This is a genomic window from Roseovarius spongiae, assembly GCF_003651245.1.
Classification (GTDB): domain Bacteria; phylum Pseudomonadota; class Alphaproteobacteria; order Rhodobacterales; family Rhodobacteraceae; genus Roseovarius; species Roseovarius spongiae.
The window spans coordinates 143,375-157,943 of record NZ_RAPE01000004.1 but is presented as its reverse complement, the minus strand read 5'-3'; the positions used below and the strand labels follow the sequence as shown (position 1 = coordinate 157,943).

Below are 14,569 nucleotides of genomic sequence, written 5' to 3'. Positions count from 1 at the left end.
CGCCCGGCTCATGCCCCGCGCGCCGCTTGGCGGGTGACATATGCGGGCGGCGTTGCTATCACCTTCGAAACTGCACCCGGTCGGAGGAGCCGAGCCATTGGAAATTACTGAAACCGCGCTCCCCGGCGTACTGGTTCTGACGCCACGGCGCTTTGGCGACGCGCGCGGGTTCTTCTGCGAAAGCTGGAACAGGCGAACGCTCGCCGAGGCCGGGATCGAGATCGATTTCGTGCAGGACAACCATTCGCTCTCGGCCGCCGCGGGGACGGTGCGCGGGCTGCACTACCAGTCGCCCCCCCACGCCCAGGCCAAGCTGGTGCGCTGCGGGCGCGGGCGGCTCTTTGACGTGGCGGTGGACGCGCGCCGCGGCAGCCCGACCTACGGGCAGTGGGTGGGCGAGGAGCTGAGCTTTGACAACGGGCGGCAGCTGCTGATCCCGGCGGGATTCCTGCACGGGTTCGTCACCCGCGAGGACGACACCGAGATCATCTACAAATGCTCGGACTACTACGCCCCCGAATGCGATGGCGCGGTGCGCTGGGACGACCCCGACATCGGCATCGATTGGGGGTTGGGGGACACCACGCCGACCCTGTCAGAGAAGGACGCCAACGCGCCGCGCCTGCGCGACTTCCAGAGCCCGTTCCGCCATGACGGATAAGGCGCGCCCCCTTCTCGTCACCGGCGGCGCCGGGTTCATCGGCTCCGCCGTGGTGCGCCAGGCAGTGGCGCGGGGGCTGCGCGTCGTGAACCTCGACGCGCTGACCTACGCCGCCTGCCCCGCCAACGTGGCCTCGGTCGCGGACAGCGACCTCTACACGTTCGAGCACGCCGATATCCGCGACCGCGCCGCGCTCGACCGGATATTCGCGCGCCATCGCCCCGGCACGGTGATGCACCTCGCCGCCGAGAGCCATGTCGATCGCTCCATCGACGGCCCCGGCGCCTTCATCGACACCAACGTGATGGGCACCTACACGCTGCTCGAGGCCGCGCGCGCCCACTGGCAGGCCGAGGGCCGGCCCGATGATTTCCGCTTTCACCACATCTCGACCGACGAGGTCTATGGCTCGCTCGGCACCGATGGGCTGTTCACCGAGGACACGCCCTACGATCCGCGCAGCCCCTATTCGGCCTCCAAGGCGTCCTCGGACCACCTGGTGCGCGCCTGGGGCGAAACCTACGGGCTGCCGGTGGTGCTGACCAATTGTTCGAACAATTACGGCCCTTTCCATTTCCCCGAAAAGCTGATCCCGGTGGTCATCATCCGCGCGCTGGACGGCCACGAGATCCCGATTTACGGCGCGGGCGAGAACGTGCGCGACTGGCTCTATGTCGAGGACCACGCCGACGCGCTGCTGACCGTCGCGGCGCGCGGGCAGGTGGGGCGCAGCTACAACATCGGCGGCAACGCGGAGCGGCGCAACATCGACCTCGTGCGCGCGATTTGCGGCATCCTCGACGAAATGCGCCCCGCCGCCGCGCCCTACGGCGATCAGATCGTCTTTGTCGCGGACCGGCCCGGCCACGACGCGCGCTACGCCATCGACGCAAGCCGCATCAGGGACGAACTGGGCTGGAAACCGTCCGTCACGCTGGACGAAGGGCTGCGCCGCACGGTGCGCTGGTATCTCGACAACGAGGACTGGTGGCGCGCGCTGATGACGCGCGACGGAGTCGGCAAGAGGCTGGGGCGCGCATGAGGGTCGTCATCTTCGGGCGAACCGGACAGGTGGCGCGCGAACTGGCGCGCGCGATACCCGACGCCGCGTTCATCGGCCGCGACGAGGCCGATTTCACCGATCCGCTGGCCTGCCTCGCCGCGCTCAAGCGCCACGCGCCGGAGGCGGTGATCAACGCCGCCGCCTATACCGCCGTCGACCGCGCCGAGGAGGAAGAGCCGCTCGCCCTGCAAGTCAACGCGCGCACGCCCGGCGTTCTCGCCGCCGAATGCGCCGCCGGCGGCGTCCCTTTCGTGCAGATCTCGACCGATTACGTCTTCGACGGCGCGGGCGATACCGCGTGGCTGCCGCATTCGCCCACCGCGCCGCTTTCGGCCTATGGCCGCACCAAACTGGCGGGCGAGGAGGCGGTGCGCGGCGCAGGCGGGCCGCACGCCATCCTGCGCACCTCCTGGGTGTTCTCCGCGCATGGCGCGAACTTCGTCAAATCCATGCTGCGCCTCGGGGCCGAACGCGACGCGCTGCGCATCGTCGCAGACCAGGTGGGCGGCCCGACGCCGGCGGACGCCATCGCGCAGGCCTGCCTGACGCTGGCGCGCAACCTGCGCGACGGCGCGCCGGGCGGCGCCTATCATTTCGCGGGCGCGCCCGATGTCAGCTGGGCCGGGTTCGCGCGCGAGATCTTCGCACAGGCGGGGATGCAAACCGAGGTGAGCGACATCCCGACCAGCGAATACCCGACTCCCGCCAAACGCCCGTCCAATTCCCGCCTCGATTGCACGTCACTCATGCGCGATCACGGGATCGCGCGGCCCGACTGGCGCGCGGGCCTGGCGCGCGTATTGCAGGAGCTGAACGTCACATGACCAAGCGCAAGGGACTCATCCTCGCCGGGGGAACCGGCAGCCGGCTGCACCCGATCACGATGGGCGTCAGCAAGCAACTGCTGCCGATCTACGACAAGCCGATGGTCTATTACCCGCTCTCGGCGCTTATGCTGGCCGGCATCCGCGAAATCGCGGTCATCACCACGCCCGAGGATCAGACGCAGTTCCAGCGCCTGATGGGGGACGGGTCGCAATGGGGGCTGCGCCTGACGTATATCGTGCAACCCTCGCCGGACGGGCTCGCGCAGGCCTATCTGCTGGCGCGCGATTTCCTCGATGGCGCGCCCTCGGCGATGGTGCTGGGCGACAACATCTTCTTCGGGCACGGCCTGCCGGAGATGCTGGCCGAGGCGGACGCGCAGGAGGCGGGCGGTGAGGTCTTCGGCTATCACGTGGCCGATCCCGAACGTTACGGCGTGGTGACCTTCGACGCGCAGGATCGCGCGGTGTCGATCGTCGAGAAGCCGGAAAAACCCGGCTCGCCTTACGCGGTGACCGGGCTCTATTTCCTCGACGGCACGGCCCCCGACCGCGCCGCGCGCGTCACCCCTTCGGCGCGGGGCGAGCTTGAGATCACCTCGCTCCTGCAGAGCTATCTCGATGAGGGCGCGCTGCGTGTGCGCCGGATGGGGCGCGGCTATGCCTGGCTCGACACCGGGACGCACGCCAGCCTGCTGGACGCGGGCAACTTCGTGCGCACGCTCCAGGAACGGCAGGGCTTGCAGGCCGGCTGCCCCGAGGAAATCGCCTTTGGCCGCGGCTGGATCGACGCCGACCAGTTGCGCGCGCGGGCCGAGCTGTTCGCCAAGAACAGCTACGGCGCGTACCTGCTGCGGCTGCTGGGCTGAGCGCTCAGAGATCGGTGTGCCTGTCCTCGCGCAGGACGGCGTCGCCCTCGCCCATCGCCTCTCGGGCGTAGGCGTGGCCCGAATGGACCGCCGCCGCGATCAGACCCGGCGCCAGGCATTCACCGATCCGCGTGACCGAGGCGATCCCGGCGTCGCGCCATTCCTCCCGCCGCGCGGCAAGCGCTGTCCATAGCGCGTCATCCGGCAGCCGCGCCGTCACGGGAATGAGCGTCGCGCAGGCGACCCGCCGCACCTTGCCGGAATAGACGCAGGCGATGCTCAGCGTATCCGCGTCACGGCCCGCCAGCTTGTGCCCGGTGGCGATCTCGACCCCGAGATCGATCAGCCGCGTCTGGATGCGCCGCTGCTCCAGCGTGCGCTCGCTCCACGGCGCGACGACCGGCGAAGGCGTGACGAAGATGACCTCGCGCCCGGTCGCGACGGCCAGTTCAGCCAGCACGCTGGCAAGGTAGAAGCGGTCGTCGTCGAAGATCACCACCGGCCCCGTCGCGTCATCCGCGCTTAGCGCGCCCTGCATGACCGCGTCGGGCGTCATGAGCGGGCCGGCCTCCAGGAAATCCAGCGGCCGGCGATGCGCCCGCCCGGCCCCGTCGGCGCGCCAATGGCTTCCGGTGGCGATGGCGACATGCGCAATGCCGTAGGCCAGCACGTCATCGGCGCCGAGCGGGCTGTTCAGGTAAAGCTCCGCGTTCTGCACCTGCTGCAACTGCCACATGCGCCAGTCGCGCACGCGCGCCCATTCGGCAAGGCCGGGCAGCGCGCTCTCGCGCGTGACGCGCCCGCCCCAGTGATCGCCCGCCTCGGCGACGATCACGTCATTGCCGCCCTTGACCAGCACGCACGCCGCTTCGAGCGCGGCGGGGCCGCCGCCGATCACGAGGTAGGGCTGCGCCTCGCGCGCCCGCGTCACGATCTCGGGATGCCAGTTGCGCCGCCATTCCTCGCCCACGGTGGGGTTCTGCGTGCAGCGCATCGGCACCGAGGTATTGTCGCCCGACACGCAGATATTGCAGCCGATGCATTCGCGGATTTCCTCGAGCCGGTCTTCCTCGATCTTCCTCGGCAGGTAGGGATCGGCGATGGATGGCCGCGCCGCGCCGATCAGGTCGAGCCGGCCCTGCCGGACCAGCCGCACCATCGTGTCCGGCGAGGTATAACGCCCGACGCCGACCACGGGCTTGCTGGTGACGGATTTGACGAACTCCGTATAAGGCTCCTGATAGCCTTCCTTGGCGAAACGCGACGTCTGGCTGTCATTCGCCCAGTCCGCCATGTTGACGTCCCAAAGGTCAGGCTCCTCGGCCAGCGCCTCGATCACCTCGCGCGCCTCGACATCGTGGCGCATGCCCTCGTCGCCAAGCAGTTCCTCCACCGCAAGGCGCACGGCGATGGCGCAACTGTCGCCGATCGCGTCGCGGGTGTCGGCGATCACCTCGCGGAACAGCCGCATCCGGTTCTCAAGCGATCCGCCATACTCATCCGTGCGGTGATTGTGCCGGTGCAGCAGGAAATGCTGCAACAGCGTCATGTCGTGCCCTGCATAGACATAGACGATATCAAAGCCCGCCGCCTTGCTCCGCCGGGCGGCGTCGACATGCCAGCGGCGGAATTCGGCGATGTCGGCCTTGTCCATCGCCCGCGCATTGACGGGATCGTCGCAATCCACCGGCGCCGCCGACGGCGCGAGCGGCAGGCGGCGCGAATACCGGTTCGCGGCGTGCAGCCCGTTATGGACCAGCTGGATCGCGGCGAGGCTGCCATGTTCATGCACCGCCTCGGTCATCAGCCGCAGGGCGGGAATGTCGGAATCGTCCCAGATCCGGGATTCATTGGCCGGGGTGATGTCCGAGGTCGGGTGGATCTCGGCCTCCTGCATGGACACCACGCCCCAGCCACCCGCCGCCTTGACTTTGCGATGCGCCGCCTCGCTGCGCGGATAGCGATAGCCCATGCCGGTGCAGTGCGGCACCTGGTAGAACCGGTTGGGCGCGGTGACCGGGCCGATCCTGACCGGCTCGAACAGGATGGCGTGATCGGGTGCTGGCATGGCGCGTCCTTTTCGTCTCGTCTTGCGTGGGCGGCACTCTACACGCTCAGGCGACGCCGACCAGAGCGGCGGGGGGATTGCGGACGGCGCGCGCGACAGGCTAAGGGAGGATGGCGCTGCATTGGCGATGCGCCTTTCCTTCCGTTCAGGATGCCTGTGCCGTGACCGCGCCTTACCAGCCCGCAACCCTACGCGCCAACGTGATCGGCACGCTCTGGATGATCGCCGCTATGGCGGGCTTCGCGGTCGAGGACGCGCTGCTCAAGCAGGCGTCTGACGCGGTGCCGGTGGGCCAGCTGATGATCCTGTTCGGCGCGGGCGGCGCGCTGCTTTTTTCCGCGACCGCGGCGGCGCGGGGCGAGCGGCTGTTCAGCAGCGACGTCCTGTCGCCCACGATGCGCTGGCGCTTTGCCTTCGAGATGGGCGCGCGGCTCTTTTACACGCTGGCCATCGTGTTGACGCCGCTGTCGTCGGCGACGGCGATCCTCCAGGCGGCGCCGATCGTGGTGGTGATGGGCGCGGCGCTGGTGTTCGGCGAACGGGTCGGCTGGCGGCGCTGGACCGCCGTGGCGATCGGGCTGACCGGCGTGCTGGTGATCCTGCGGCCCGCGACCGACAGCTTTTCGGCGCTGTCGCTCCTGGCGGTGCTGGGGATGCTCGGCTTTTCGCTGCGCGACCTCGCCTCGCGGGCCGCGCCGGTGTCGCTCAGCAGCGTGGTGCTGGGCATCTACGGCTTTGCCGCAATCGCCGTCGCCGGCGCCCTCTGGTCGCTGTGGGAGAAGCGCGCCTTCGTCTGGCCCGAGCCTTCGGCGCTCGCCGCGATCGGCGCGGCGAGCGCGGTGGGGGCGATGGCCTACGGCGCGCTGATGAGCGCGATGCGCACCGGCGACGTGTCGGTCGTGGCGCCGTTCCGTTACACGCGCCTCCTGTTCGGGATCACGCTGGGCGTCGTGTGGTTCGGCGAAACGCTCGATACCGCGACGGCGGCTGGCTGCGTGATCGTCGTGGCGTCGGGGCTCTTCATCTTCGTGCGGGGTCGCGCGCGGGGCTGAGCGATCCCCTTGCCACCCCCTGCGCCCGCTGCTTTAACCGTCGGAACGTTCAATCGGAGGCCGTCATGGTCGATATCGCCACCCGCGTTCACAACCACAAATGGAAGATCGACCCGATCGTCCGGTCCCTGATCGACACCGATTTCTACAAGCTGCTGATGTGCCAGTCGGTGTTCCGCAACCGCCCCGACGCGCAGGTGACGTTCAGCCTCATCAACCGCTCCGCCCATGTGCCGCTCGCCGACCTGGTGGACGAGGGCGAATTGCGCGAACAGCTCGATCATATCCGCACGCTGTCGATCAGCCGGGGCGAAAGCACATGGCTGCGCGGCAACATGTTCTACGGCAAGCGGCAGATGTTCACCCCCGAATTCATGGAATGGTTCGAGGCGCTGCGCCTGCCGCCCTATCACCTGGAGCGCCGGGGCGACCAGTACGAACTGACCTTCCAAGGCGCCTGGCCCGAGGTGATGCTGTGGGAGGTGCCCGCGCTCGCCGTGCTGATGGAATTGCGCAGCCGCGCCGTGCTGCACGACTTGGGCCGGTTCGAGCTCAAGGTGCTCTACGCCCGCGCGATGACCAAGCTTTGGGAAAAGGTCGAGCGCCTGCGCGACGTTCCCGACCTGCGGGTCGCGGATTTCGGCACAAGGCGGCGGCACAGTTTCCTGTGGCAGGACTGGTGCGTGCAGGCGTTGATCGAGGGGCTGGGCGAGAAATTCGTCGGCACCTCCAACTGCTTCATCGCCAAGAGCCGCGAGGTCGAGGCGATCGGCACCAACGCGCATGAACTGCCGATGGTCTATGCCGCGATGGCCGATACGGACGAGGGACTGGCCCGCGCGCCCTATGACGTGCTCTCGGACTGGCACGAGGAGCATGACGGCAACCTGCGGATCATCCTGCCCGACACCTACGGCACCGAAGGGTTCCTGCGCAATGCGCCTGACTGGCTGGCCGGGTGGACCGGCATCCGCATCGATTCCGGCGATCCTGCGGCGGGCGCCGAGCTCGCGCTCGACTGGTGGGCGTCCCGCGGCGAGGATCCGCGCGAGAAGCTCATCATCTTCTCCGACGGGCTCGACGTGGACACCATCGTGCGGCTGCAGCGGCAATTCGCCGGCCGCGCGCAACTGTCCTTCGGCTGGGGCACGCATCTCACCAACGATTTCAAGGGCCTCACCCCCGACGACGCGCTCGCGCCGTTTTCGCTGGTCTGCAAGGCGGTATCGGTAAACGGGCGGCCGACGGTGAAACTGTCGGACAACCCGCGCAAGGCGATGGGCCCCGCCGCCGAGATAGAACGGTACAAGCGGGTGTTCGGGGTGGGCGAGCAGGAGGCGTTGGAGGTTGTGGTGTGATGCATGACAGTCGGATAGGCTGATACTGATCAGTGTAGAAGGACATGGTGTGGATTGGAGGCCGACACGGATAACTAGAGTTGTTAAGGTGCTGGGAACTAGTACCAAGCCGTTGGTCGTAGAGACAGACGTTGGAACTGCACTGTGCAAGTATTGCGGCAACCCGGCGGGCACGGATGCGCTTTGCTCTGAACTAATTGCATCTGAGCTTCTGGCGCTTCTCAGCTATGATGCGCCAGCTCACGCGCTTGTTCGCTTATCGAAGAGGTTCGATCTCCAGGAATTTGGCGTGCACGTAGAGGATGGCACAGCCTTCCTAACACGCTGGGAGCCGTTGGCGATCACGTTTTCCGGCGAAGGCGGCTTGCTTGACAGTGTCTCGAACCCAGAGATGGTTTCCAAAGTTTTAGTGTTCGACACCTGGATTAAGAATGTTGATCGATTCGTCTCGTCACCCGGCCTCTCGACTGAAAACCTCGATAACTTGTTGTTTGTGCCGGACAACAAGAGGGTGAGAATGATGGTCATTGATCATTCACATTCATTTACGGAAACGACCTTCGAAGATGGATTTTCAGACGACTGGTGGGATGACGAGGATGTTTGCGGCACCCACCAAAGTCTCGCCACATTTGTCAGGGAGGATGCCTTGCATCAAGGTTTGGATGAGATATCTGCAGTTAGTAGGGAACAACTTGAGCGAATAGTTGGACTCGTCCCGCCAGAATGGGGGTTGTCGCAAAGGGCAAGAGTCCGTCTAGTAGATGGCTTGCTCAACCGTGCTGGCGAAATGAAACATTGGCTGCCGCGAAAGCTACTCCGGGAGCCTCCACTAGGTTATGAACTGGGTAAAAGATGATGAAGCGTAGCCAAACATCATACTCGATTGTTCAGTTTTTTCCCGACTCCGTGCGGGAGGAAGGGCTTAATCTCGGCGTTCTGCTCTATGATGCAGACAAGGAACGCGTCTTATCCCGGTTCAGTAGTGACTTTTCCCGGATCATGAAGAGTTCTGCCGCGATAAACAAATCGTTCTTGAACATCGCGATTGATGAGCTGAAATCTAGGATCGATCGCGAGATTGCGAAGAAGCCCGCGTTTGAATCTTTGAAGCGGTTCCAGTCTATGCGGGCAAACAACATCCGATTGACGCCTTTCCTGCCGACCTTTGCAGAAGATGCGGAAATTGAGATAGAACGCTTGTATGACGATCTTGTCGGTGATGTTGAGCGGAAACCTCGTAAGAGCAAGGTAGCAGTGAAGTTAAAGAGGGAACTGCGTCGCCTCAACCTCCTAGATCGGTTTGATCAAAATCCTCAACCTATCAGCCTACCGCGCTACAATCTCAAGCTCCGGCCTGATCTGGCGATACGGAGAGAGCGCTACAATCTCATCGAAGCATCGCGCTTCGACGAGCCAGAGCGCGGCCTTGAGCAAGCGGGAAAACACGCTTTGGCAGGGCGAGCGCTCATGAAGAATCTAGGGATGCAGTTAGTAGTGGTCGGCGACTTTGGCGAGCAATCAAACGATTACGTTGCAGCGATAAAGGAAGATTTAGCCCGGTCGAATACCAGCCTCTTTCTTATTAATGAACTCGGAGAGTTGGCGAAGCGGTATACACTGCATTGAGACACGCGAATCGCAGCGACTTTCACCTTTTCCTCCGCCTCAAAACGCCTCCTTCGTATAATCCACTTCGTCCGGGTACATCCCGTCCTCGATCGACGCGGTGTGCACCTTCACGAGCTTTCCGTCCTCGACCTTCGAGATGTACTGGTGCCCAAACACCTGGTGGGTCTTGCCGTTGAAGACCTTGGCCCCCTGCGGATGGGCGCGTCCCTCGGGCATGTCGGTCATCGCCTCGACCGCCTCGATCAGCGCGGCGCGGTCGGCGGGGCCGGAATAGCCCGCCGCCTCCATCCCCGCCTTGATGACGTGCAGCGTCTCCCAGCAGCCGAACATGTGCGCGTAGGTGGAGATATCCGAAGGATCGCTGACCGAGGCGCCGTTGTCGTCAACGCCGACCGCCTCGCGGTAGAACTTGTCGTGTTCGGTCTGATCCTTCTGGGCGTAGCGTGGAGCGCCCTCCCAGAAATGCGTGCCCTCGAGAAATTCGAGACCCGGGCTCGCGATGTCAACCGCCTCGAGGCTGTCGATGAAGCCGAAGAGCTGCGGCGCGGAGGGGCCGAAGAATTCGCCGAGCTCCTTCACGAAGGTCAGCACGGCGGGACCGACCATGACGTGATAGAGCACCTCCGTCTCGCGCGGGATCTTGGGGAAATACTTGGTGAACGAGGTTTCGGACGGGGGAATGGCGATCTGGGCGATCACCTCGCCGCCCTGCGCCTTGATCGCATCGGGCAGGTTGTCGCGGTGATCGTAGCCGAACCCGTAATCCGGGAAGATCATCGTGACCTTCTTGCCCAGGGTGTCGCTGATGAAGGGCGCCATCGCCTGCACCTGGCTCTTCACGTCCGTGATGCCCGGTTGCAGCGTGTAGCGGTTCAGCATGCCGCTGGCGACGTGATGCCCTTCAGAGACGACGAAATAGGGCAGCTTCAGCTCGCCCGCGCGGGGGGCGGAGCCGATGACGACATGGGAAAACAGCGTGCCGTAGGCGATATCGCAATTGTGCTGGTTGGCGAATTTCTCGATCACCTCGGCGCCGCGCTTGGGATCGGTGCCGTCGTCCTCGGCGATGATCTCGATGGGGCGGCCGTTGATGCCGCCGCCCTCGTTGATGAGCTTCACCGCCGCGTCGGTGGTCCGCCCGTACCAGCGGCCATAGGCGGCGCCGATGCCGGTGCGGTGGATCTGGAATCCGATCCTGATCGGCTCGGCCGTCTGCGCATGAGTATAGCGCGCCCAGAGCGGCAGCGAAGCCGCCCCCGCAAGCGTGCCGAGCGCGCCGCGGCGCGTGAAACGTCCCTTGGGTTTCGGGGTCGTGGTCATGGTCTCTCTCCCGTTTGGCGCGGTCCGGGGCCGCGATTTGCCTCGATCCTGCGAAGCAAACCGCCCCTTGTCCAGTTTTTTGCGCATCACATCCCCTTGGGCGAAGCCAGCAACCACAGCCCGAAGGTGGTGTAGGCGACCATGAAGACGGCCAGCGGAAGCTGGCTCAGCACCGCGCGGCGGCGGTCGGCGTAAAGGTCGAGCGCAAGGGCATGCGCCAGCAGGATCGCGATCACGTGGCCGATCACCACCGCCCCCGCCTGGCTGAGCCAGATCGCCCTGACCGACCCCTGGCTGTTCAGGAATCCGGTGGTGACGCTATGCGCCCCGAGGTTCAGAAGATCCCAGCCGCGCCCAAGCGGATCGCTCAGCCATGCCAGCACGTATTGCCCGTCCACGAGGAACGAGACGAGGTAATGCGCGATATGGTAGCCCAGCGCGATGGGCAGGATCGCAGGGGCAAAGGCGCGAATGGCCGCGCGCGTCCCGACCCCGCCCCCGGCGAGCCGCACGCCCAGCCAGGTGGAAACGGCAAAGACGGCGATCAGCGCGGCGTCCGCCGCGACCAGCCCGGCAAGCGTCGAGCCGATCACCGCCGAGCGGCCCGGAAACTCCAGCGGGTTCACCCCGATCCGGCCGAGCCACCAGAACGTTTCGTTCAGCCCGTCGAAACTGCCGCCCCCCAGCAGGAGCAGCGCGAACAGCCCTGCCCCCAGCGGCCAGCGCGGCCCGCGCGCGATCCGCCAGCCCGGCAGGCCCAGCGCCAGCCGCCCCTTGCGCCGGCCCAGCATCGCGAGTCGGCCATAAAGGCGCATGAGGATGCTCACCGCCTCCACCCGCAACAGCCAGACCGGGCCGAACAGCGCCAGACCGCCCAGCATCGCCAGCCAGTAACCGCCCACGATCACCGCAAGGCGGCGCGGGTCGGCCGGCGCCGGATCGGCGAGCAGGAACCCGCAGAACGCGACCAGGATCACGATCCCCGGCCAATGGCCCAGAGCGCGGGGATAGCGCAGCGGCGCGCGCTCGCCCGTCGCGCGGGCCATCAGCGCGGCGGGACCGGTCCACGGGTTGGTCCAGCGCCAGTGATCGCAGATCAGACCCTGAACGCTGACCATGCCGATCCACCAGACCGTCCAGACCGTCAGCGGCAGCGGATTGGTCAGCGGATCGCCCCCGCCCCGAAGCCCAGCCAGCACCAGCGCGACCAGCACGCCGGCCGAAAGGAGACTGGCGCCGTGCCGCCCGACGCCGCGGGGCGTGCGCCACAGCGCGCGGCCCCGGAACGCGGCGCGCACCAGCCCGTCGGGAACCAGCGCGAGGATCAGCACCGTCAGCGCGACGCAACCCGCCCCGACGGTGATATAGACATCCCATGGCAGCAGCAGCACAAAGCCCTGCTCCGCGGCATGCGCCGCCGCCCGCCCCGGCCAGAGCGCGACGCCGAGCGAAACGGGAAGAAACCGCCGGATCATTGCCCCATGGCGACGCCTGCGCGGTCTGTCACGGCTCAGCTCTCGGGCGGCTTCGTGTGGTCCACGACCGCGAGGTGCTGCGCCAGCGTGGCGACTTCGCCGAGATAGCGTTCGACCAGCCCGAGGTCGTCGGGCGCCGCGGAAACCCCTGCCGGGATCTCGCCATTGGCGACCGATTCGACCGCCAGCGACAGCGGGATCGACACCAGCCGCGCCATCGCGGTGCCGCGCGCGTCGCCCCAGGCGTCCATCACGAATGTCTTGTGCCACCGGGTCGCGCCGTCGCGCTCGGCCTTGAGCGACACGCAGAGCACGACGCGGTCCGGTTCGCCCTCGTCATAGGCGTTCTCGGCCCAGAAGGCGTCCGACATCTCCTTCAGCCGCGCATCGCCCGCCGCGCCTTCGAGCGTTTCGACCTCGGCGAACACGTCCTTCCACGCCTCGGCCCAGCCGCCCAGCCGCAACATGCCGCGCACGAAATCCTTGACCTTCCAGTCGGGGTCAAAGCCGTACTGCTCGATGAAGGGCACGCTGTCGCGGTTGGGATAGACCTCGAAGGTCTCGGGCGTCGGCAGCGGGGCAGTGTAGCTGCTGATCGCGTCCCAGGGCCGGGCGACCTTGCGCTCCGCATGATCCCGGATCGACCGCGAGGGCGAGCGCAGCGCCTTCAGCACGCCGAGCGGCGACCAACTGAACTTGTAGCGGAACGGGTTGGGGTGTTTCGGGATGCCGCCGCAATAGGAGATGAACGACAGGTCGTTGTCCGCGTCACAGGCGTCGCCGCCCCGGTAATCGGCGATCAGCGCATGCGCCATCAGATGGTCGATGCCGGGGTCGAGCCCGATTTCGTTGACGAGGCGCAGGCCCGCCGCCTCGGCCCTTGCGTGCAGCGCGCGCATCTCGGGCGAGATGTAGGAGGAACTGACGAAATGCGCGCCCTTGGCGATCGCCATCTCGGCCAGCGGCACATGCCAGTCGCCCGGCAGCATGGAGACCACGATATCGCCCGCCTGCGCCTCGGCGGTGAGCGCGTCCATGTCGAACGCCTGGATCCGCTGGGTGAGATCGCCGACCGCCGCCTCGGCCTTCTCGACCGAGCGGTTCCAGACGGTGACCTCATGCCCCGCCTGGATCAGCCGGCGCAGGCCCGGGATCGCCGAGAGGCCGGCGCCGCACCAGTGGATCGTCATGTGTTCAGTTCCCTCATCGCGTCTCTGAATGTCGTTTCCGCCCGTTTCCAGACGCCGGCGTCCAGATTGCCCAGTGTTTTCAGCGAGGGCAAGAGTTGCGCCGCGAAATCGCGCGAGGATTCGACCGGCAGGAGCGACGGCAGGTTGTCGATCGCCATCACGTCCATCGGCGGCGCGTCGTGCACCCGCACCGCCGGCGCGGTCCAGTCGGTCGGTGCGTCGTAGATCGGCGCCGGGTTGTAATCGCTGTCGGGGTCGCAGGCGATGTCGCCGACGACGCTGAGCGCCCGGTCGGAACCGAGTGCGGATTTCGGCACGAAGACCGGCGTGCCCGGCCGCGCGAAGATGCAGTTGAGAAAGACGTCATGCGCAAGGATTTCCGGGAACGGCCCGCCCGATGCGGTCTCGGCCATGTCCCAGCGGGTGGGGTCTATCCCCATCAGGGCGCAGAGATCCGCCGCCCCGGTTCCGACCCGGCCCAGCGCGCCGATGATGATCGCCGTCGGACTGGCCTGCCCCCCGAGGTCACGCGCAAGATCCGCAAGCATCGCGTCCTTGCCCGAATAGGCGGCGACCGGCGGGCAGATGCCGCCTGATTGCTGCGCCGCCCATGATTTCAGCGCGATCGCTGCGCCCGCGAAGCCCGCCCAGTAACCGAAGGCGGCGACGCGGCGGCCGTCCCCGTCCACCAGGTATTCAATATCATAAAGCGCGCCGCCCCCCGCCGCGAAGCGGTCCAGAAGCGCGCGGCCCGAATGCTGGCCCTTGAAGGCATGGCCGAACATGATGTGCCGGTGCGACAAGGGCGCGCCATCCTCGGGCAGTTCCTTCAGCCCGAAGATGATCGCGTCGCGCGGCGCGTCGGGCCAGGCGTTCTCGGGCGCGATGCTGCATCCGGCCGCGGCGTAGCCGTCGATCGGGATGGCGCGGCTGCGGCTCTGCTCGACCGTGACGGTCATGCCGGCCGCGATCAGTTCCGCCGCGCCCTCGGGCGTCAGGCCGACGCGCTCCTCATGCGGGCGCTGCTCGGCCCTTACCCAAAGATGTGTCATGTCTT

General features: G+C 66.6%; 13 protein-coding genes. 8 read left to right on the top strand and 5 right to left on the bottom strand.

Features of this window, described 5'->3' with window-relative positions:
* The first annotated feature begins 97 nt into the window (after nt 1-97).
* Genes rfbC through rfbA form a run of 4 tightly spaced genes read left to right on the top strand, consistent with a single transcriptional unit; the run spans nt 98 to nt 3,417 of the window.
* Nucleotides 98-661, top strand: coding sequence for a dTDP-4-dehydrorhamnose 3,5-epimerase (gene rfbC, locus D6850_RS14335; protein WP_245964197.1), 564 nt, complete (start codon nt 98-100; stop codon nt 659-661).
* Nucleotides 651-1,703: a dTDP-glucose 4,6-dehydratase gene (gene rfbB, locus D6850_RS14330; protein ID WP_121168173.1), complete on the top strand. Its 1,053-nt coding sequence runs from the start codon at nt 651-653 to the stop codon at nt 1,701-1,703. The genes rfbC and rfbB overlap by 11 nt, the downstream gene beginning before the upstream one ends.
* Nucleotides 1,700-2,548 carry a dTDP-4-dehydrorhamnose reductase gene (gene rfbD, locus D6850_RS14325; RefSeq protein ID WP_121168170.1) on the top strand — a complete coding sequence of 283 codons (849 nt, stop codon included), beginning with the start codon at nt 1,700-1,702 and terminating at the stop codon, nt 2,546-2,548. The genes rfbB and rfbD overlap by 4 nt, the downstream gene beginning before the upstream one ends.
* Nucleotides 2,545-3,417 carry a glucose-1-phosphate thymidylyltransferase RfbA gene (rfbA, locus tag D6850_RS14320; RefSeq protein ID WP_121168168.1) on the top strand — a complete coding sequence of 291 codons (873 nt, stop codon included), beginning with the start codon at nt 2,545-2,547 and terminating at the stop codon, nt 3,415-3,417. The genes rfbD and rfbA overlap by 4 nt, the downstream gene beginning before the upstream one ends.
* 4 nt (nt 3,418-3,421) lie before the next feature.
* Here rfbA and D6850_RS14315 read toward each other — a convergent pair whose 3' ends face one another.
* Nucleotides 3,422-5,485, bottom strand: a complete 2,064-nt coding sequence (locus D6850_RS14315) for an oxidoreductase (RefSeq protein ID WP_121168166.1) — start codon at nt 5,483-5,485, stop codon at nt 3,422-3,424.
* Nucleotides 5,486-5,646: 161 nt separating this feature from the next.
* Between D6850_RS14315 and D6850_RS14310 the strand changes: the two genes are divergently transcribed.
* From D6850_RS14310 to D6850_RS14300, 4 genes are all read left to right on the top strand, one after another.
* Nucleotides 5,647-6,537: a DMT family transporter gene (locus D6850_RS14310; protein ID WP_281272596.1), complete on the top strand. Its 891-nt coding sequence runs from the start codon at nt 5,647-5,649 to the stop codon at nt 6,535-6,537.
* Between the two features lie 65 nt (nt 6,538-6,602).
* Nucleotides 6,603-7,895, top strand: a complete 1,293-nt coding sequence (gene pncB, locus D6850_RS14305) for a nicotinate phosphoribosyltransferase (protein WP_121168164.1) — start codon at nt 6,603-6,605, stop codon at nt 7,893-7,895.
* 88 nt (nt 7,896-7,983) lie between these two features.
* Nucleotides 7,984-8,754 (top strand): HipA family kinase, encoded by a 771-nt coding sequence (locus tag D6850_RS19315; RefSeq protein WP_166434076.1) that lies wholly within the window; start codon nt 7,984-7,986, stop codon nt 8,752-8,754.
* Nucleotides 8,751-9,524 (top strand): DUF3037 domain-containing protein, encoded by a 774-nt coding sequence (locus tag D6850_RS14300; RefSeq protein ID WP_121168162.1) that lies wholly within the window; start codon nt 8,751-8,753, stop codon nt 9,522-9,524. The genes D6850_RS19315 and D6850_RS14300 overlap by 4 nt, the downstream gene beginning before the upstream one ends.
* Nucleotides 9,525-9,563: 39 nt before the next feature.
* On the opposite strand, the gene D6850_RS14295 is transcribed toward D6850_RS14300, so the two are convergent.
* The 4 genes from D6850_RS14295 to D6850_RS14280 form a co-directional block, all read right to left on the bottom strand.
* Nucleotides 9,564-10,847 (bottom strand): ABC transporter substrate-binding protein, encoded by a 1,284-nt coding sequence (locus D6850_RS14295; protein WP_121168160.1) that lies wholly within the window; start codon nt 10,845-10,847, stop codon nt 9,564-9,566.
* Nucleotides 10,848-10,933: 86 nt separating this feature from the next.
* On the bottom strand, nt 10,934-12,322 hold the full coding sequence (locus tag D6850_RS14290; protein ID WP_121168158.1) for a hypothetical protein: 1,389 nt from the start codon (nt 12,320-12,322) through the stop codon (nt 10,934-10,936).
* 35 nt (nt 12,323-12,357) lie between these two features.
* Nucleotides 12,358-13,512, bottom strand: a complete 1,155-nt coding sequence (locus tag D6850_RS14285) for a saccharopine dehydrogenase family protein (RefSeq protein ID WP_121168156.1) — start codon at nt 13,510-13,512, stop codon at nt 12,358-12,360.
* Nucleotides 13,509-14,564 (bottom strand): saccharopine dehydrogenase, encoded by a 1,056-nt coding sequence (locus D6850_RS14280; RefSeq protein ID WP_121168154.1) that lies wholly within the window; start codon nt 14,562-14,564, stop codon nt 13,509-13,511. The genes D6850_RS14285 and D6850_RS14280 overlap by 4 nt, the downstream gene beginning before the upstream one ends.
* Nucleotides 14,565-14,569: the final 5 nt, after the last annotated feature.